A 17,446-nucleotide genomic window follows, 5' to 3' on the forward strand; every position below is an offset into this window, starting at 1 on the left:
TCGTCAGTCCGCCTGTCCCAGGAAGGGCATGACCTCCCCGCCGGCACGGAATTCACCCAGGCGCTTGATCTCCCAGTGCAACGCGATGCCGCTTTGGGCGAGAACACGCGCGCGCACCGTCTCTCCCAGCAGTTCGAGATCGTGGCTGGAGGCTTCCCCCGTATTGATCATGAAATTGCAGTGAAGCGGCGACATCTGCGCCGCCCCGATCATCAGTCCACGGCATCCGGCCCGGTCGATTTCCTTCCAGGCCGATGTGCCGTCAGGGTTCTTGAAGGTCGAACCCCCGGTCTTTTCCTTCACCGGCTGAACGGTCTCCCGGTGAAGCTGGACCTCGTCCATGGCCGCCTGGATTGCAGCTTTTTCCCCGGGTTCGCCGCGCAGCAGCGCCGAGGTGAAAAAGTAGGCGTCCGGAGCGTTGGAATGGCGGTAGGAATAGCCCATGTCGGCGTTCGACAGCACGTGCAGGTTTCCCTGCCGGTCAATTGCGCGAACCTCGACGACGCGCTCGCGGGTCTCCACCCCGTTGGCACCCGCGTTCATGCGCAAGGCACCGCCGATGGCTCCCGGGATGCCATGGTAGAAGTGAAAGCCGGCAATGCCGGCGTCGCGGGCAGCCGCGGCCAGTGCCTTGTCCGGCACACGGACGCCGGCCCGAAGCGTCAGGTCATCCACCTGGTCGATCTTGCCGAACCCCTTGACGGACGGGCGCACGACGAACCCCTTGATACCGCCGTCCCGCACAAGCAGGTTGGACCCGACGCCGACCGGCAGGACGGGAATGTCATCCGGGATCGCACGCATGAAAGCCGCGAGGTCGTCTTCGTCTGCCGGCTGAAACAGGACCTCGGCCGGCCCGCCGGTACGGAACCAGGTCACCGCGTTCATCGGCGCATTCGGCGTCAGCGAGCCGCGCAGCCCGTCAAGCCGGCTGCCAAGGGACTTCAGCAGGGTCTCGCCGTCAACGGCCGCCATCAGTTCTCCCCGCCGTTGAGATCCTTGGGCAACTGATAGGCCCATGCGGAAATGTTGCCTGCACCGAGCAGGACGACGTAGTCGCCGGGCTTGGCAAATTCGCGGACGAACGGCGCGATGGCCGGCTGGCCGTCGAGCAAGCGGACGTCGCGATGGCCGCCGGCCCGGATCTTTTCCACCAGCGTGTCCGAGCTGACGCCTTCGATGGGGTCTTCACCCGCCGGGTAGACCGGCACCACGCCGACCACGTCGGCATCGTTGAAGCAGGCCGCAAAATCATCGAAGAGATCGTGCAGGCGGCTGAAGCGGTGCGGCTGCGCAACGGCGATGACCCGGCCGCCGCAGGCGTCGCGGGCGGCGCGCAGCACCGCGCGGATCTCGACCGGATGGTGGCCGTAATCGTCGAAGATCTCGACGCCGTTCCACGTTCCGGTATGGGTGAAACGGCGCTTCACGCCGCCAAAGGCATTGAGGCCGCTGCGAATGGAATCGGGCTCGAGGCCGAGTTCATGGGCCACCGCGATCGCCGCGACCGCGTTGGAGACATTGTGCCGGCCAGGCATGGGCAACCTCAAGCCGTCAAGCCGTGTTTCCGCGCCGGTCTTGCGGTCGCGGATCATCACGTCGAACACGGAAACCGGTCCATCCATCCGGTGGTTGGAGAACCGCACATCGGCCTGCGGGTTTTCGCCGTAGGTGATGATGCGGCGATCCTCGATCCGGCCGACAAGCGCCTGGACTTCCGGGTGATCGATGCACATGACACCGAACCCGTAGAACGGCACGTTCTCGACGAACTGCTTGAACGCATCGCGAACCCGGTCGAACGAGCCGTAGTGATCCAGGTGCTCCGGGTCGATATTGGTGACCACCGCCACGTCCGCCGGCAGCTTCAGGAAGGTCCCGTCGCTCTCGTCGGCTTCAACGACCATCCACTCGCCTTCGCCCATGCGCGCATTGGTGCCATAGGCGTTGATGATCCCGCCGTTGATGACGGTCGGGTCAAGCCCGCCGGCATCAAGCAGTGTCGCGATCATCGACGTCGTGGTCGTCTTTCCGTGTGTGCCGCCCACCGCGACCGCCTGTCGGAAACGCATCAGCTCGGCCAGCATCTCGGCACGCCGCACGATGGGCAGAACGCGGGCCCTTGCCGCCTGCAGTTCCGGGTTCGATTTCTTGATGGCGGTCGAGACAACCACGACTTCGGCCTCGCCCAGGTTTTCGGCCTTGTGACCGACATGCACCGTGATCCCCTTCTCGCGAAGGCGCTGGACGTTGGCATTGTCGGCCTGATCGGACCCCTGGACCTCGTAGCCGAGGTTGTGAAGCACCTCGGCGATGCCGCTCATGCCGATGCCCCCGATGCCGATGAAATGCACCGGCCCAATGTTCTGCGGCATCTTCATGCGCGCGCTCCCTGGTAGCTCAAGATCCAAACGTCTTGCCGGAGGCAATAGCCTCTGCGAGGTCGGCAAGCAACTGCGTGGCCTCCGGTTTGCCGGTGCGCCTGGCCGCCTCGGCCATGGCCGACAGCTTGTCCGGATCGGCGACCAGGCTTTCGATCCGCTTCGCCAGGTCTTCGGGCTGGAGATCCTTTTGCTCCACGACTATGGCACCGCCCTGCTCCTTGAGCGCCGCGGCATTGGCCGCCTGGTCATGGTCGAGCGCATAAGGGTAGGGAACCAGGATGGACGGACGGCCGATCGCGGCCAGTTCGGAGACGGTCGACGCGCCGGACCGGCAGATCACAAGGTGGGCGCCGGCAATGCGCGTCGCCATGTCGTTGAAGAAGGGAGCCACGTCCGCCGGAACACCGAGATCATGGTAGGCGGCCTTGACCCCGGCCTCGTCCTCCGGACGCGCCTGCTGCGTGATGTCGAGACGCTGGCGCAGGCTGTCAGGCAGCAGGCGCACCGCCGCCGGCAAAGCTTCGGAAAAAAACTGCGCGCCCTGGCTGCCGCCGAAGACGAGCAGCTTGACCTTGCCGTCCCCGGGCGGGGCATAGGGGACGTCCTTGGCTGCCAGGACTTCCGGACGAACCGGGTTCCCGGTGACCCGGATGGTGTTGGCCGGCCCTTCGCCCTCCGGAGCCAGGAAGCCGCCGGCAATGACGCTGACGCGGCTCGCCAGCGCCTTGTTGGCCCGTCCCATCACCGCGTTCTGTTCATGGATCATGGTCGGCAGGCCGGCCCGGGTGGCTGCGAACAGCGGCGGCAGGGTCGGGTAGCCGCCAAAACCGATGACGGCCTTCGGCTTGAGGCGGTCATAGAGGCTGCGCGCGATGCGAACGCCCCGCCACAGGGTCCAGAGCGTTTTCAGCAGCGCGATCGGGTTCTTCGATCCGAGCGTCGCCGAAGGAACGATGTGGATTTCCTCGGCGGGAAAGGCGCGCGCATAGCGGTTGGCGCGTTCGTCGGTAGCAAGATGAACCGACCAGCCCCGCGCCGTCAGTTCGTGCGCCAGCGCTTCGGCGGGAAACAGGTGCCCGCCCGTGCCCCCGGCAGAAAGGATGATGACTCCCTTGCCCGCCATGGCCTACTCCGCCGGCTCGGGCCGAAGGTCGTCGTGGTGCGAGCGGACCGGCCAGCCGATCTGGGTGCGTTTTTCCGGCCGGACACGGGTCAGCGCCAGCACCATTCCCATGGAAATCGCCATCGCGACGAGCGATGAACCGCCATAGGAGATGAACGGCAGCGTCATGCCCTTCGCCGGGAGCAATTGCAGGTTGACTCCCATGTTGATGACCGACTGGAACCCGAACAGCGTCACCAGGCCCGAAATGGCGAGCCGGGTGAAATCGTCACGCTCGCGCAGCGCGATCATCATCGCGCGCATGACGATGAAGGCGAACAACGCCATGATCGCAAGGCAGAGCACGATCCCGAATTCCTCCGCCGCGACAGCGAAAACGAAATCCGTGTGGCTGTCGGGAAGCACCCGCTTGACGGTGCCCTCGCCCGGTCCCTGCCCGAGCCATCCGCCACGCACGATGGCGTCGAGCGCGCGGTCGACCTGGTAGGTGTCGCCTTCCCCGGTCAGGAAGCGGTCGACGCGCCCGGCGACATGCGGAAACGTCACATAGGCACCGAAGGCGCCCGCCACGCCGATCCCGCCGAGGAACAGGATCCAGATCCAGGGAAGTCCGGCGAGGAAGAACATGATGCCCCAGGTCGCCGTCACGAGCATCGTCTGGCCGAGGTCAGGCTGGGCGACCAGGAGCGCGACGACCAGCCCCAGCAGGATGATGGCGAAGAGGTTGCCCGGAATTTCCGGGTTCTTGGCGTGCTCGGAGAACATCCAGGCGCATATGATCACAAAGGCCGGTTTCAGGTATTCCGAAGGCTGGATGGAAACCCCGAACAGGTAGATCCAGCGACGCGAGCCCTTGACTTCGATCCCGAAGAAGAGCGCGGCGACCATCATCAGCAACGAACCGATGAGCATCAGGAGAGCGATGCGGCGGATGTTCCTGGGACTGAGGAAGGAGACCCCGATCATGGCCAGGAGCGCGGGAACCATGAACACGATCTGCCGCGTGACGAAATGGTTGCTTTCCAGGCCGATACGCTCCGCGACCGCAGGGCTTGCGGCAAACGATAGCACGACGCCCAGCACCATGAGAACGATGAACGCCGACAGGAGCCAGCGGTCGACGGTCCACCACCAATCGGAAACCTGTCCTCGTTCTGCGCGGCTAACCATGGCTTTGCTCCCCGATGCTGGTGGCATTCCCTAGCGAAAGAACGGCCTCGCGAAAGGCGTCTCCACGCGTCTCGAAATTTCGGAACTGGTCGAAACTGGCACAGGCGGGCGACAGCAGGACAACGCCGCCGCCGGCAGCCGCATCGGCCGCCGCATGCGCGACGGCAACCGCAAGGGTGCCGGATATCTCGAAGGGCACCGCATCGCCAAGCGTCGCGGCGAATGCCGGGGCCGCTTCCCCGATCAGGTAGGCCTTGGCCACCCGGGGAAAGAAGGGGCGAAGCGCCTCGATCCCGCCGCTCTTGGGCAGTCCCCCGGCAATCCAGTGAACCCGCTCGAACGACGACAGCGCCGGCGCGGCGGCCTCGGCATTGGTTGCCTTGGAATCGTTGATGAACAGAACGCCTTCGCGGGTTCCGACTTGCTCCATCCGGTGCGCAAGTCCGGGAAAGCTCTGCAATCCGGCACGAATGTCATCTTCACCCAGGCCGATCGTCAGGCAGGCCGCAACGGCTGCAAGCGCATTCTGGGCATTGTGCCGCCCGCGCAGCGATCCGATCCCCTCCAGCGAGGCGATCCGGCGTTGCTGGCCGTTCTGGGCCAGCAGGACATCGGGCCCGTCACAGAACAGGCCGTGCCCCAGATGCTTCGTCACGGAAATGGGAACCACCCGCCTGCCTGCCGCTTCCAGGCGGCCGGCGATTGCGTTGCACCAGTCATCGTCCACGCCGATGATGGCGGTTTCGCTTCCGGCGACGAGCCGTTCCTTGATGCTGGCGTAGTGTTCCATCGATCCGTGCCGGTCCAGATGGTCCGGCGTCAGGTTGAGCAGGATCCCGGCGCTCGGATCGAGCGATGGCGCCAGGTCGATCTGGTAGGAGGAACACTCCACGACGTAGTGACGCTGCGGCTCCGGCGGATCCAGCGTCATGATGGCGCGGCCGATATTGCCGCCCATCTGCGCATCGCGGCCGGAGGCGGCAATGAGATGGGCAATCAGCGCCGTGGTTGTGGATTTCCCGTTTGTCCCGGTGATCGCGATGAACGGCGCCGTCGGAGCGCGGCGCTTTCGTTCCCGGACGAAAAGTTCGATGTCGCCGATGACAGGCACGCCCGCAGTGGCCGCGAGATCGACGGTCCAGTGGGGTTTCGGATGCGTCAGCGGAACGCCCGGGGAAAGCACCAGAGCTTCGAAACCCGACCAGTCCGCACTGCGCAGGTCTGCCGTCACGATACCCTCGGCATCGGCCTTCGCAACACTGTCCGGGTTGTCGTCCCAGCACACGACCGACGCACCGCCGCTCGCCAGCGCCCGGGCCGTGGCAAGGCCAGAGCCGCCCAGTCCGAACAGAGCGATCTTGCTGCCGGAAAACGACGTGGCCGCGATCATTTGCCTACCTCAGCTTCAGGGTCGACAGGCCGACGAGGGCGAGAATGAACGCGATGATCCAGAACCGGACCACGACCTGGCTCTCCGTCCAGCCCATCTTCTCGAAATGATGGTGGATCGGCGCCATGAGGAAGACCCGCTTGCCGGTCAGCTTGAAGGAGGCAACCTGGATGATCACGGACAGGGCCTCGACGACGAAGAGGCCGCCGATGATGCCGAGTACGATTTCGTGTTTCGTGGCCACCGCGATCGTTCCGATCAGCCCTCCCAGCGCCAGCGAGCCCGTGTCCCCCATGAAGATGGCGGCCGGCGGCGCATTGAACCACAGGAACCCGAGACCCGCACCGATGACCGCGCCGAGCACCACGGCGAGTTCGCCCGTGCCCGGCACGAAATGGATCTGCAGGTAATCCGCGAAGATCGCGTTGCCCGAAACGTAGGCAATCACGCCGAAGGATGCCGCCGCGATCATGACCGGCATGATGGCAAGTCCGTCGAGGCCATCGGTGAGGTTCACCGCGTTGCCGGCGCCGACGATGATGATCGCGCCGAACGGGATGAAGAAGAGACCGAGATCAAGCAGCCAGTCCTTGAACACCGGAAAGGCCAGCGACGACGAGAATGGCTGCTGCCCGGCCTGCATGATCACCCAGCAGGCGATGCCGGCGATCAGGAATTCGGCGCCGAGCCGGGCCTTGCCGGAAAAGCCGAGGTGCGACTGCTTGGTCACCTTCAGGTAATCGTCGTAAAACCCGATGATCCCGAAGGCGAGCATCACCAGCAGGACCACCCAGACATAGACCGACGAAAGGTTTGCCCAGAGCATGGTGGAAATGATGATGCCGAACAGGATCATCAGCCCGCCCATGGTCGGGGTGCCGGCCTTCTTGAAGTGCGTCTGGGGACCGTCGGCACGAATCGGCTGACCCTTGCCCTGGCGGACGCGCAGCGAATTGATGATCCGCGGCCCGAACAGGAAGACCAGCACCGCCGACGTGATCAGCGCTCCGCCGGTTCTGAACGTGATGTAGCGGAAGATGTTGAAGGCAGAGACCTGGTCGGTCAGATCCACCAGTTGGAAGAGCATCGTTCAGCCTCCACCCGCCGCAGCGTCCGGCACCCCGTCGTTCGCCGGGGCATGGGATTTCAGGATGGCGTCGACGATCTTCGAGAAGCCGATGCCGTTGGAAGATTTGATCATGATGACGTCGCCGGGTCCGATCCGTTCGCCGAGCGCATCGCGCAGTGCTTCGGCGGTCTCGAACCAGTCGGCCGGCTGATCCTCCGGAAGCGCTTCCTTCAGAGCCTTCATCTCCGGTCCGGCAAGGAGGATGCTGTCGGGCGCCGCCGTCGCGAGGGGTCCGGCGAGCTCTGCGTGCAGCTTCGCCGCGTGTTTCCCCAGTTCCAGCATGTCGCCCAGAACGGCGATACGGCGTCCTTCACTGCCGGCAGGCGTGGCCGCCAGCACGGCCAGCGCCGCGCGTACCGAGGCCGGATTGGCATTGTAGCTCTCGTCGATCACCGTGAACGTGCCGCCGGCAGGATGGCGCAGCACATGGCGCCGCCCGCGTCCGGCTTCCGATGCAACGGTCGACAGTGCCCTGGCCGCCTTGCCGATATCGGCTCCGGTCAGGTGCGCAGCGCCGAGAACGGCGAGCGCATTCTGCACGATATGACGGCCCGGAGCACCGGTGCGCAGCTTCACCATTTCCGCCCCGACACGGGCCTTGATGTCCGATCCGAGCGCATCGAGGTGGCAGTCGGTCAGCCGGTAGTCGGCCTTCGCATGTTCTCCGAAGGACAGCACGTGCTCGACCCCCGCGTCATGCGCCAGCTTGTCGAGCAGCTTGTACTTGCCGTCGTCGCGATTGATGAGGGCATACCCCCCCGGCACGATCCCGGAAAAGATCTCCGCCTTGGCATGGGCGATCTCGTCGAGGTTCTTGAAATGCCCAAGGTGTGCCGCGCCGATCATCGTCACGATCGCCACATGGGGCTGAACCAGGCCGACCAGCGGCGTGATTTCGCCGGGGTGGTTCATGCCGATCTCGAAGACCCCGAATGCGGTGTCTTCCGGCATCCTTGCCAGCGAAAGAGGCACGCCCCAGTGGTTGTTGAACGATTTCGACGATGCGTGGACGCTGCCGGAGGGCGCAAGGGCGGCCCGAAGCATTTCCTTCGTGGTCGTCTTGCCCGCCGAACCGGTCACCGCGAGGATCTGGCCCTTGCATCGCGCCCGGGACGCGGCCGCCAGGCGCCCGAGCGCCTCTAGCACGTCATCGACAACGATCATCCCGATTTTGAGCCGTCCGAGCGCCGGGAGTTTCGCTTCCGACACCACCATCAGGCCGGCGCCCGCAGCCATGGCGGCGGTCGCGAAATTATGACCGTCGAACTTCTCGCCCTTGATCGCGAAAAACGCTTCGCCCGCCGACAATGTCCTCGTGTCGATGGAAAGGCCCTTGACGCCTGCGGGAAGGTCGCCGAAAGGGCGCCCCTCCATTGCCTCGACCATGGCTTCGGCTGTCCACAACCAGGTCAAGATGCCTCCTCCTGCAATGCGTTGGCCACTTCCTCGTGGTCGGAAAAATGGTGTGTCTCGGAACCGACGGTCTGCCCGACTTCATGCCCCTTGCCGGCCACGATCAGCGTGTCGCCCTTGCCGAGCATGGACACCGCCTCCCGGATGGCCTTGCGCCGGTCACCGATCTCGATGGCGCCGGGCGCGGCGGCAAGGATCTGCGCCCGGATGGTGGACGCCTCTTCCGAGCGCGGGTTGTCATCGGTCACGATCACGACATCGGCGAGACGGGTCGCGATGGCGCCCATGATCGGGCGTTTTCCGGTGTCCCTGTCGCCGCCGCAGCCGAAGACCACGACCACACGGCCGGTCGTGAAAGGCCGGACCGCCTCCAGGACGTTTTCCAGCGCTTCCGGCTTGTGCGCGTAGTCCACGTAAGCCTGGGCGCCGGCCCGCGAATGCCCGACGAGATCCAGCCGCCCCGGCGCACCCTTCAGGCTTTCAAGCGCCTTCATGGCCGTCGCAGCAGGTGTGCCGGTGGCAATCGCCAACCCCGCGGAGACAAGCGCGTTGGCGATCTGGAAGTCACCCGCCAGCGGCAGCGCGATTTCATGGGTCTCCCCGGCATGAACGATTTCCGCGTGCTGACGGAACCGCTCGTGCTCGGCACGCTTGAGGCACAGGTAATCGCCCTTGCGCCCCACCGTCAGAACATCCAGCCCCGCGCTCCGCGCCGCCGTGATCGTACGGTCCGACCAGGCGTCGTCGGCAAAGATCACCGCCGGCGCACCTGTTGGCAAAAGCGTATCGAACAGCCGCATCTTGGCGGCGTGATAAGCCTCGACTGTCGGGTGGTAGTCCATGTGGTCGCGGCCGAGATTGGTGAAGCCTCCGGCGGATAGCCGGACGCCGTCGAGGCGCCGCTGGTCGAGGCCGTGACTGGAGGCCTCCATCGCACCGTGCGTGACGCCGGCCTGCGCAAGTTCGGCAAGCAGCTTGTGAAGCGCAACCGGATCCGGGGTCGTCAGCGACCCGTACTCGTCGCGACCGGGCGCTACCACGCCGGTGGTGCCGATCGATGCGGCCGCGTAGCCCGCATGATCCCAGATCTGTCGGGTGAAAGCCGCCACCGAGGTCTTGCCGGCGGTTCCGGTAACGGCCACCATCGTTTCCGGTTGCGCGCCGTAGAAGCGGGCAGCCGCCATGGCGAGACTGTGCCTGGCATCGGCCACGCGGATCACAGGGATATCGAGACCGTCGAGGGCGGCATGGTCATCGGCAATCACCGCAACCGCGCCGCGGGTGGCCGCATCACGGGCAAATTTCGCGCCGTCGGCCTTGCTGCCGGCGAGCGCGGCAAACAGATCTCCCTGCGTCACCTGGCGGGAATCGGCACGGATCCCCTTCACTTCGGTCCTGCCGGTTTCGGCCGGAACACCGGGCAACAGGTCGACGAGGTCCTTCAATAACATTGCCATTCAATCTCTTATGCACCGCGGAACAGGGCCCGCCAGCGCAGAATCAGCGGTAGGAGGCGAGCAAAGCCCCACTTTCATGACCGAATTCGGGCTTCACGCCAAGAAGTGCGGCCGATCGCCGGATGATGTTGCCGACCGTGGGCGCCGCATTCATGCCCGCCGTGGCGCCCACGCCGGGGTGCTCAGGCTTCGGTTCATCGATGATCACCAGCACGACGTATTGCGGATCATAGATCGGGAATCCGGACAGGAAGGCATTGAACCGCTTGCTGGACGAATAGCGGCCGTTGACGACCTTTTCCGCGGTTCCGGTCTTCCCGCCCACGAAATAGCCGGGAACGGCCGCCCGCTTGCCGGAGCCCTTCTCGACATTGAGGCGGAACAGGTACCGCATTTCCCGGCTCGTACGCTCCGAAACGACCGTCTTGGCGATCGCATCCGCCTCCTCGCGGGTACGCGGCAGCAGGGTCGGTTCGATCAGCTTGCCCCCGTTCAGAAGCGCGGCCGCGGCCACCGCCGTCTGCAGCGGCGTCGTCGCCATGCCATGGCCGAACGAGATCGTGATGGAATTGAGCTGCTTCCAGACCTTCGGCTCCGTGGGCGTCGCCACCTCGGGCAGTTCAAGCTGGACACGGTCGAGGAGGCCGATGCGTTTCAGAAATTCGCGGTGACCGTCGACGCCGATCTTTTCGGCCATCTTGGCCGTTCCGATGTTGGAGGAATAGATGAAGATTTCCGGCACCGAAAGCGCCCGGTGCTTGCCGTGGAAGTCGTGGATGGTGAAGCGCGCGATCCGGATCGGACGTGATGCATCGAAGTGATCGTGGATCGAGACCTGGCCGGAATCCAGCGCCATCGCGGTCGTGAACGCCTTGAAGGTCGACCCCATCTCGTAGACGCCTGCCGACATGCGGTTCAGGCGGTCCTTGTCATTGGCGTTGAACGGGTTGTTCGGGTTGAAGTCGGGCAGCGAAGCCATGGCCACGATCTCGCCCGTATGCACGTCGAGAACCACCGCACCGGCCGCGATGGCCTTGAAGCGGGCCATCGCATCTTCCAGTTCGTCGCGGACGATATGCTGCACCCGTTCGTCGATCGACAGTTTGAACGGCGCCAGGTCGTCGGCGGTCGCCAGGCCGGCATTGCGCAGGTCGGCCAGCCCCTGGCTGTCGATGTACTTCTCCATCCCGGCGATGCCCTGGTTGTCGATGTTGACCAGCCCCAGGATGTGGGCCGCGGTCGGACCGCCGGGATAGAAACGCCGCTTCTCGGCCCTGAAGCCGATGCCGGGGATGCCAAGTTGGTGGATCCTGGCCTTCTGCGCCGGCGTCAGTTCGCGCTTCAGCCAGACGAAACCGGCATCGCTTTTCAGGCGGCGATAGGTCTGTTCGTAGTCGAGATCCGGCAGCACCGTGGCCAGTTGCTCGATAGCCTCGTCCGCATCGACAATATTGCGCGGCTCCGCGTAGAGCGACGCCGTCGTGATATCGGTTGCCATGACCTGCCCGTTGCGGTCCACGATATCGGGACGGGACGCCTGCTGATGGGCGATCGATGGCCCGCCTTCCCTGGGCTGTTCCATGGCCAGCATGGCCAGGCGGCCGCCGATCACCGCGTAAATGCCCAGGAACACCGACATCGTCATCAGCACGCGCTGGCGGGCGCGTCCGCCGGAAAACTTTCTCGCGCCCTGCACGACAATGCCCGTTTCCGTGTCCTGGCTGGCCGCCGGTTTGCGCGAAAGGAGGGGTCTGATCATGGCTTCACCGCACCCGTCTTGATGCCGTCGGCCCCGGCGGGCACCGCAGCCTCCCTCATGTCGGTGTCATCGCCCGGCACCCCGGCCGGGCGCGGGGGCAGCGATGCGATATCGCCCACCTGGGTCGGTTCGATCTGCTCGAGACCCAGCTGCTGCTCGAACTTGTCAGCCATGATCTGGATGCGGGAAGGCTGCGTCAGCAGCGCCCAGTCCGCGTTCAACACGTCGATCGTGTCTTCCTCGTGCCGGATCTGCTCGGCGATCGAACGAATGCTCCGCTTGACGGATTCTGTTTCGTGCTTCGTCTCGTAGGTGAAGGCGGCTGCTGCCACCATCGCCGCTATCAGCAACATGTCGAAGGTTCTGAACATCGGCGGTCCTATCGCTCCATGGTCCCGTCTGCCAAAGGCAGTCTGGGAAGTCCGAAGATTGAAAAGTCATTCGTGCCGGCTGGCGCTTCCGTGCGGACGGCCGCCCGAAGCTTGGCCGAACGGGCGCGCGGATTGCTTTCCGCCTCCGCGGCCGAAGCGGCCACGACGCTGCCGGCCTTGGCAAAGGTCGCCGTGGAAACAGGCGTCTCCGGCAGGTGGCGCGAACCGCCTCCCGACCCGGACCGCGCCTGGAGAAACTTCTTCACGATCCTGTCTTCCAGCGAATGGAAGGAGACGACAACGAGCCGCCCGCCCGGCTTCAGCGCTCGTTCCGCGGCAAGAAGGGCGCGGGCCAGTTCGCCAAGCTCGTCGTTGACGAAGATCCGCAGGGCCTGGAACACGCGCGTCGCCGGATGGATCTTGTCCCGCGGGTTCCTTCCGACGACCGAGACGACCGCGTCGGCAAGATCGAGCGTCCGCTCGAAGGGCCGGTCAGCCCTGCGGCGCTCGATGGCGCGCGCGATCCGCCCGGCATGGCGTTCCTCGCCGAGAAAGGAAAAGATACGCGCCAGGTCCCCGGCCTTGAACCGGTTCACAACGTCGGCGGCCGTGACGCCGGACTGGGCCATGCGCATGTCGAGCGGACCGTCCTGCCGGAAGGAAAACCCGCGCTCAGCCTGATCCAGTTGCATGGACGACACCCCGATATCCAGCACGACGCCGTCCAGCGGCACCCCTGAAAGAACATCGAGCCCCGAAAAGGCGCCGGCTTCGAATCGGAAGCGGTCGCCGAATTCCCGGCTGAACGTGACTGCCACCGCCAGCGCAGCAGGGTCGCGGTCGATCGCGATAACATCGGCGCCGGTAGCAAGGATCGCGCGGGAATAACCGCCCGCACCGAAGGTCCCGTCGCAGATGATCGAACCGGGTCCCGGCTGCAACGCGTCGAGGACCTCGTCGAGCATGACGGGGACGTGCGGCGCACCGTCACCGGGACTGCCTGGCTGGTGTTTGCTGACGGGCATCAGGCCATGTCCTCCGCAACCGGACCGCGGGCCCGGGCCGTCATGTCCTGCCGCAGCTTCAGAAGCCGGGTCCGGACCTGTTCGCGATGGGTTGCGAATTGCTGAGGTTCCCAGAGCTGGAAGAATTGCCCGCGCCCGACAAAGGCGACGTCCGTCGTGATCCCGGTATGGTCGCGGATGAAATCCGGCACCGTGATCCGCCCCTCGGCATCCACTTTCACGAAAGCACCATCCCCATGGCAGAAGAAGGACATGTCGTCCGCCGTCTGCAGGAACGGGTCCTCGTTGGCGAGCCTGGCTTCGTAGCGGTCCAGCAGATCGAGACCACCCATGTCGATGGCCGGCACGTCGAGGGCACGCAGCGCGTAGAGTTCCTGGAAACCCCGCTTCTGGACAACGGCCCGAAAATGCGCGGGCACGGAAACGCGCCCTTTCGCATCGATCCGGTTTACCGCGTTCGATAGAAAACGGTCCATTCCCCTCCCGGCCCGGATAGCCCGGCCGGTCCTCTGTCAATCCGCGTTCGGCAGGTATGTCCCCCTGCTCGTCTTGGTCGCCGTAAACGCCTGTGTTTCCAATGCAAAAAGTCAACCGCCGGGTGCCGCACCCGGGCGGAGGATCATTCCGCGAACTGAAAACTGAAACAGACTGGCGATGTGAGTTTTTGGGTACCATGGGACATCTTGGGCGTCAATGGGATTTACCGCCCCTGCCCCGTCCCGGAGACGATTGCACGGCCGGCATTGGAACTCGTCTGTCATGGTTTATGACGGCTTAAGATTAAGGAACCGTTAGGCATTCCCTTCACGGCCGCATCTTGCTCCGCACGGCCGTCGGCCCTAGGAGTTGACGGACAGTGCAAGCCGGCCTTCCGGCAGGGAGACGAAATGACGGATTCTGCAGAAAGCCGCGCCGCGCGGCTTCTTCATCTCAGGGCGCAAACCATGTCCAAGGGCGATCCTGTTGCCCTGCCGCTCACCATGGCATCGATGTATCACCTGCCGGGAGATCCGGCCGGTTTCGCCCAGTACGGACGCTTCTCCAACGCCACCTGGGAGCATGTCGAGGGCGCGCTGGAACTGCTGGAGAACGCACCGTCCGTGATTTTTCCTTCCGGCATGGGAGCCATCGCCGCCGTCTTCTACAGCACGCTGCGCCAGGGCGACCGTGTGCTGTTGCCATCGGACGGCTACTACACCACGCGGGTGCTGGCGGATCGCTTCCTCACCCCGCTCGGCATCGCCTTTGATACGCGCCCGACCGCGAGCTTTCTCGACGGCGGGTTTTCCGGCTACCGCATGGTCTTCATCGAAAGCCCTTCGAACCCGGGCCTCGACATCTGCGATATTGCCGCCGCCGCCAGGCAGGCAAGAGAGGCAGGCGCGCTGACGGTGGCCGACAACACCACGATGACGCCGCTTGGCCAGCAGCCGCTCGATCTCGGTTGCGACCTGGTGCTTGCATCCGACACGAAGGCCATGAATGGCCATTCCGATGCCCTCTTCGGTCATGTCGCCACGCGCAACGAAGCCCTGCTGACAGCGCTGAAGGACTGGCGCAAGCTTTCGGGCGCCATTCCCGGCCCCTTCGAGGCATGGCTGGTCCATCGCGGGATGGAAACACTCGAAGTCCGGTTTGACCGGATGTGCCGGACTGCCGGCGTGATCGCCGAGCGGCTGGCCGGCCACGCCGCCGTCCGGACCATCCGCTACCCGGGCCTGCCGTCAGATCCAGGGCACGCTCTTGCAGCCAGTCAGATGAGCCGCCACGGCTTCCTGATCGGGCTGACCCTGGCCAGCGAACAGGCAGCGGAACGGTTTATCAGCCATTGCCCGATGATCCAGCCGGCGACGTCCTTCGGTGGCGTCCACACGTCGGCCGAGCGGCGGGCCCGCTGGGGCGACGCCGTTGACCCGGGATTCGTGCGCCTGTCCATCGGCTGCGAGCCGGCGGAAGAACTCTGGCATGCGCTCGATGAAGCCCTGAACACAGCCGGATGATCAGAAAAAGGTGTCAGCCGGCCTGTAAGCCGGGTTCTGTATGGCCCATGTCCCGAGGGGCATGAACGTGGCGACCATTCCTCTGGGATGTCCGTTGCCGGACACCTCGAGCAACCTACCCGGATGACTGGAGCCGGAAACAGCCCCGGCTTTCGCCGCGTCATCCCTATTCGGTCTTGCTCCCGGTGGGGCTTGCCATGCCGCCGACATTGCTGCCCGCGCGGTGGGCTCTTACCCCACCCTTTCACCCTTGCCCCGCCGCCGTTCAGGCCTTCATCGCCTGCACTCTGGCAGGCCGGAAGGGTGGCGGGGCGGTTTGCTTTCTGTGGCGCTTTCCCTGGGGTTTCCCCCGCCGGGCGTTACCCGGCACCGTGTTTCCATGGAGCCCGGACTTTCCTCGACTGCGGCCTTTCGGCACCTGCAGTCGCGGCCGCCCGGCCGGCTGACATCGCCTCCTTAGCCGCTTGTCGGCAGCGTTCCAAGAAAAAACCCGCCGGCACCGGGCCGGCGGGTTTTTCCAGCGTCCTCGCGGCCGGTTACATGTAGCGCTTCACCTTGGCGCAGTAGCGGGCCGAGACCGGGTTCATCCGCTTGGCGCCATGCCCTGCATTGTACTTGAGGATCGTGCCGCAAACGGACCCGCCGCCCAGCTTGTGTGCCATGGCCAGGTACTTCATGCCGAACTTGATGTTCGTTTCGGGATGATAGAGGCCCTTCGCGGAACCGCTGTAGCCCATCATCCGGGCCGTCGACGGCTTCACCTGCATCAGCCCGATCTCGCCGGCCGAACCGCGCGCATTGGCCCGGTAGTTGCTCTCGACCCGGATCACGGCATGGGCCAGTTGGGACGGAACCCCGTACTTGGCCGCGTACTGGTTGATCAGCGAGGAATACTTCCGGCCGGTCACGGGCTTTGCATAGCCCGCCGAAACCGTATGGGTGCTTTCCTTCGTGACATGCTTGACCGAGCCGGTCTTGATGCTCCGGTCGACGGCGACCTTGTGGCGATAGTAGGACGCACCCGCCCTGTCCGACTCCGCGTTCGCCGGAGAAATGGCGGCAAAAAGAACCATCCCCGCGACCGTGGCCGCAGCGGCAAGAAACCTGTTTTTCATAGTACCCCGATTTGGTTTGTGTGCCGGCAAGACGTTGCCGGCTGCCCTGAAAACAACAGTGGTGGGAAAGGCGCGGCCGCACCGCTCAACCTTTCATGGAGCGCTTCTCGCGGCGGCGGACGGCGCGAGTATGGCGAGTCCAATCACGTTTCACGACGAATTGTTTCGCACTGCAGCAAGATATTGTTTTATATTGTTTTTCCACACCACCAAGGGCAAGCCGCTCGACGGACCCCGGCGACTGAACCGCCACTTTCAGGGCAATCAGGGCAGCCGCCACAGGGCCGATCACGCGAATTGGACACGCAGAAGCCCGCCGGGTTGCCGCCCGGACACCGGTTTCACCGCCTTGCCTGAAGGAGAGAACCACCGCCCGTCGAGGCTGCGCGGGATCGTCCGGCCAGCATGGCCGTCACATGTAGCGCTTGACCTTTGCGCAGTAACGCCTCGAAACCGGGTTCATCCGCTTGGCGGCATGCCCTGCATTGTACTTGAGGATCGTGCCGCAGATCGTTCCGCCACCCAGTTTGTGGGCCTTGCCCAGGTATTTCATCCCGAACTTGATGTTGGTCTCCGGGTGAAACAGTCCCCTGGCCGATCCGTGGTATCCCATCAGCCGTGCGGTCGAGGGCTTCACTTGCATCAGTCCGATCTCGCCGGCCGATCCGCGCGCGTTGGCGCGATAGTTGCTCTCGATGCGAACGATCGCATGGGCAAGCTTCGGCGGAACGCCGTATTCAGCGGCATAGTGTTCGATCAGCGCCGAGTACTTGCGACCGGCGACCGGCAAGGCATATCCGGCAGAAACATTGTGGTTCAGTTCTTCGGAGTGATGCTCGCCGGATTGGTTGACGACCACATATCCCCGTTCGATGGATGAAACAGAGCCGGGTTCCGCATACGCCTGCGCTGCGGAAAACGACACGCCTGCCGCGACGGCAATCGCCATCGCCCGGTAATTGAAAATCTTCATGTTGCCCCGGTCTTGGTACTCGTATGCCGGCTATCGCGCTCAAGCCGGCGACACTCTCCTTTGATCAAAAGGTGCGGCGCACACTCCGCTCAACCTTTCGGCGAGGGTTATGGACGAAACCGGACGGCAAGGGCAAG

Annotated in this window: 15 protein-coding genes and 1 other RNA gene; 1 reads left to right on the forward strand and 15 read right to left on the reverse strand. The window is 64.7% G+C overall.

Annotation, left to right across the window (positions count from 1 at the left end; translation table 11 throughout):
• Window positions 1–3 precede the first annotated feature (3 nt).
• The 12 genes from murB to mraZ are packed head-to-tail and all read right to left on the reverse strand — an operon-like array spanning window position 4 to window position 13,697.
• On the reverse strand, window positions 4–975 hold the full coding sequence (gene murB, locus CSC94_RS07775) for a UDP-N-acetylmuramate dehydrogenase (RefSeq protein ID WP_099305614.1): 972 nt from the start codon (window positions 973–975) through the stop codon (window positions 4–6).
• Window positions 975–2,381 carry a UDP-N-acetylmuramate--L-alanine ligase gene (murC, locus tag CSC94_RS07780; protein ID WP_099305616.1) on the reverse strand — a complete coding sequence of 469 codons (1,407 nt, stop codon included), beginning with the start codon at window positions 2,379–2,381 and terminating at the stop codon, window positions 975–977. Before murC ends, murB begins: the two co-directional genes overlap by 1 nt.
• 19 nt (window positions 2,382–2,400) lie before the next feature.
• Window positions 2,401–3,507, reverse strand: a complete 1,107-nt coding sequence (gene murG, locus CSC94_RS07785) for an undecaprenyldiphospho-muramoylpentapeptide beta-N-acetylglucosaminyltransferase (protein WP_099305618.1) — start codon at window positions 3,505–3,507, stop codon at window positions 2,401–2,403.
• 3 nt (window positions 3,508–3,510) lie between these two features.
• Entirely contained in the window at window positions 3,511–4,677 is a 1,167-nt protein-coding gene (ftsW, locus tag CSC94_RS07790) for a putative lipid II flippase FtsW (RefSeq protein ID WP_099305620.1), read from the reverse strand.
• Window positions 4,670–6,067: a UDP-N-acetylmuramoyl-L-alanine--D-glutamate ligase gene (gene murD, locus CSC94_RS07795; RefSeq protein WP_099305622.1), complete on the reverse strand. Its 1,398-nt coding sequence runs from the start codon at window positions 6,065–6,067 to the stop codon at window positions 4,670–4,672. The genes ftsW and murD overlap by 8 nt, the downstream gene beginning before the upstream one ends.
• A 4-nt stretch (window positions 6,068–6,071) precedes the next feature.
• Complete coding sequence (gene mraY / locus CSC94_RS07800; protein ID WP_099305624.1) at window positions 6,072–7,154, reverse strand: phospho-N-acetylmuramoyl-pentapeptide-transferase; 1,083 nt, start codon at window positions 7,152–7,154, stop codon at window positions 6,072–6,074.
• 3 nt (window positions 7,155–7,157) lie between these two features.
• The gene (locus CSC94_RS07805) at window positions 7,158–8,582 is read right to left on the reverse strand and encodes a UDP-N-acetylmuramoylalanyl-D-glutamyl-2,6-diaminopimelate--D-alanyl-D-alanine ligase (RefSeq protein ID WP_245408306.1); all 1,425 of its coding nucleotides are present in this window, start codon (window positions 8,580–8,582) and stop codon (window positions 7,158–7,160) included.
• Between the two features lie 23 nt (window positions 8,583–8,605).
• The gene (locus CSC94_RS07810; RefSeq protein ID WP_099305628.1) at window positions 8,606–10,060 is read right to left on the reverse strand and encodes a UDP-N-acetylmuramoyl-L-alanyl-D-glutamate--2,6-diaminopimelate ligase; all 1,455 of its coding nucleotides are present in this window, start codon (window positions 10,058–10,060) and stop codon (window positions 8,606–8,608) included.
• A gap of 49 nt (window positions 10,061–10,109) precedes the next feature.
• On the reverse strand, window positions 10,110–11,825 hold the full coding sequence (locus CSC94_RS07815) for a peptidoglycan D,D-transpeptidase FtsI family protein (protein WP_099305630.1): 1,716 nt from the start codon (window positions 11,823–11,825) through the stop codon (window positions 10,110–10,112).
• Complete coding sequence (gene ftsL, locus CSC94_RS07820) at window positions 11,822–12,196, reverse strand: cell division protein FtsL (RefSeq protein ID WP_099305632.1); 375 nt, start codon at window positions 12,194–12,196, stop codon at window positions 11,822–11,824. Before ftsL ends, CSC94_RS07815 begins: the two co-directional genes overlap by 4 nt.
• Before the next feature lie 8 nt (window positions 12,197–12,204).
• Window positions 12,205–13,221 (reverse strand): 16S rRNA (cytosine(1402)-N(4))-methyltransferase RsmH, encoded by a 1,017-nt coding sequence (gene rsmH, locus CSC94_RS25015; RefSeq protein ID WP_245408295.1) that lies wholly within the window; start codon window positions 13,219–13,221, stop codon window positions 12,205–12,207.
• Window positions 13,221–13,697: a division/cell wall cluster transcriptional repressor MraZ gene (mraZ, locus tag CSC94_RS25020; protein WP_245408296.1), complete on the reverse strand. Its 477-nt coding sequence runs from the start codon at window positions 13,695–13,697 to the stop codon at window positions 13,221–13,223. Before mraZ ends, rsmH begins: the two co-directional genes overlap by 1 nt.
• A gap of 411 nt (window positions 13,698–14,108) precedes the next feature.
• On the opposite strand from mraZ, the gene CSC94_RS07830 reads away from it, so the two are divergent.
• A complete protein-coding gene (locus tag CSC94_RS07830; protein WP_099305636.1) occupies window positions 14,109–15,221 on the forward strand; it encodes a cystathionine gamma-lyase in 1,113 nt (370 codons plus the stop codon).
• A gap of 9 nt (window positions 15,222–15,230) precedes the next feature.
• Here the strand turns inward: CSC94_RS07830 and rnpB are convergent.
• From rnpB to CSC94_RS07845, 3 genes are all read right to left on the reverse strand, one after another.
• Window positions 15,231–15,667, reverse strand: an RNA gene (gene rnpB / locus CSC94_RS07835) — RNase P RNA component class A.
• A gap of 90 nt (window positions 15,668–15,757) precedes the next feature.
• Window positions 15,758–16,294: a lytic transglycosylase domain-containing protein gene (locus tag CSC94_RS07840; RefSeq protein WP_099305977.1), complete on the reverse strand. Its 537-nt coding sequence runs from the start codon at window positions 16,292–16,294 to the stop codon at window positions 15,758–15,760.
• A gap of 454 nt (window positions 16,295–16,748) precedes the next feature.
• On the reverse strand, window positions 16,749–17,309 hold the full coding sequence (locus CSC94_RS07845; protein ID WP_099305637.1) for a lytic transglycosylase domain-containing protein: 561 nt from the start codon (window positions 17,307–17,309) through the stop codon (window positions 16,749–16,751).
• Window positions 17,310–17,446 lie beyond the last annotated feature (137 nt).

It is taken from the genome of Zhengella mangrovi, assembly GCF_002727065.1.
Classification (GTDB): domain Bacteria; phylum Pseudomonadota; class Alphaproteobacteria; order Rhizobiales; family Rhizobiaceae; genus Zhengella; species Zhengella mangrovi.

What these genes read in the sequence shown, in the direction of transcription:
- murC (WP_099305616.1), bottom strand. Translation starts at nt 2,381, where the DNA reads ATGAAGATGCCGCAGAACATTGGGCCGGTGCATTTCATCGGCATCGGG.
- murD (WP_099305622.1), bottom strand. Translation starts at nt 6,067, where the DNA reads ATGATCGCGGCCACGTCGTTTTCCGGCAGCAAGATCGCTCTGTTCGGA.
- CSC94_RS07830 (WP_099305636.1), top strand. Translation starts at nt 14,109, where the DNA reads ATGACGGATTCTGCAGAAAGCCGCGCCGCGCGGCTTCTTCATCTCAGG.
- mraY (WP_099305624.1), bottom strand. Translation starts at nt 7,154, where the DNA reads ATGCTCTTCCAACTGGTGGATCTGACCGACCAGGTCTCTGCCTTCAAC.
- ftsW (WP_099305620.1), bottom strand. Translation starts at nt 4,677, where the DNA reads ATGGTTAGCCGCGCAGAACGAGGACAGGTTTCCGATTGGTGGTGGACC.
- CSC94_RS07840 (WP_099305977.1), bottom strand. Translation starts at nt 16,294, where the DNA reads ATGGTTCTTTTTGCCGCCATTTCTCCGGCGAACGCGGAGTCGGACAGG.
- CSC94_RS07815 (WP_099305630.1), bottom strand. Translation starts at nt 11,825, where the DNA reads ATGATCAGACCCCTCCTTTCGCGCAAACCGGCGGCCAGCCAGGACACG.
- CSC94_RS07810 (WP_099305628.1), bottom strand. Translation starts at nt 10,060, where the DNA reads ATGTTATTGAAGGACCTCGTCGACCTGTTGCCCGGTGTTCCGGCCGAA.
- ftsL (WP_099305632.1), bottom strand. Translation starts at nt 12,196, where the DNA reads ATGTTCAGAACCTTCGACATGTTGCTGATAGCGGCGATGGTGGCAGCA.
- murG (WP_099305618.1), bottom strand. Translation starts at nt 3,507, where the DNA reads ATGGCGGGCAAGGGAGTCATCATCCTTTCTGCCGGGGGCACGGGCGGG.
- mraZ (WP_245408296.1), bottom strand. Translation starts at nt 13,697, where the DNA reads ATGGACCGTTTTCTATCGAACGCGGTAAACCGGATCGATGCGAAAGGG.
- CSC94_RS07845 (WP_099305637.1), bottom strand. Translation starts at nt 17,309, where the DNA reads ATGAAGATTTTCAATTACCGGGCGATGGCGATTGCCGTCGCGGCAGGC.
- rsmH (WP_245408295.1), bottom strand. Translation starts at nt 13,221, where the DNA reads ATGCCCGTCAGCAAACACCAGCCAGGCAGTCCCGGTGACGGTGCGCCG.
- murB (WP_099305614.1), bottom strand. Translation starts at nt 975, where the DNA reads ATGGCGGCCGTTGACGGCGAGACCCTGCTGAAGTCCCTTGGCAGCCGG.
- CSC94_RS07805 (WP_245408306.1), bottom strand. Translation starts at nt 8,582, where the DNA reads ATGGTCGAGGCAATGGAGGGGCGCCCTTTCGGCGACCTTCCCGCAGGC.